1 protein-coding gene is annotated in these 301 nt (G+C 66.4%); it reads left to right on the top strand.

The genetic code is table 11. The annotated features are described in order from the left end of the window. Positions 1 to 301, top strand: a 301-nt coding sequence (locus MKK58_RS22565; protein ID WP_243915034.1) for an efflux RND transporter permease subunit, incomplete at both ends; no start/stop codon positions are given.

The following is a 301-nucleotide window of genomic DNA, read 5'->3' as shown; positions in this document are numbered from 1 at the left end:
CGCTCGCGAGCATTTCGCTCGGCGCCCGACTCATGGCGCGCGGCCTGCTCGTCGACGACGCCATGATCTCCGTCGAGATGATGGTCGCGAGCCTGGAGGTCGTCTACAGCCTGCAGAAGACCGCCGTCTTCGGCTACACCTCCACCGCGTTCCCGATGCTGACGGGCACGCTCGTGACCGTAGCCGACTTCATCCCCATCGGCTTCAACGGCTCGTCGGCGGGCGAGTACGCCTACTCGCTCTTCGTCGTCATCGCGGTCTCGCTCCTCGTCTCATGGGTGGTGGCCGTGGCGTTCACCCC

The sequence above is a fragment of the Methylobacterium sp. J-078 genome (assembly GCF_022829285.1).
GTDB lineage: Bacteria > Pseudomonadota > Alphaproteobacteria > Rhizobiales > Beijerinckiaceae > Methylobacterium.
Note: the sequence above shows the minus strand (reverse complement) of the source record. Positions and strands in the feature narration are given on the sequence as shown.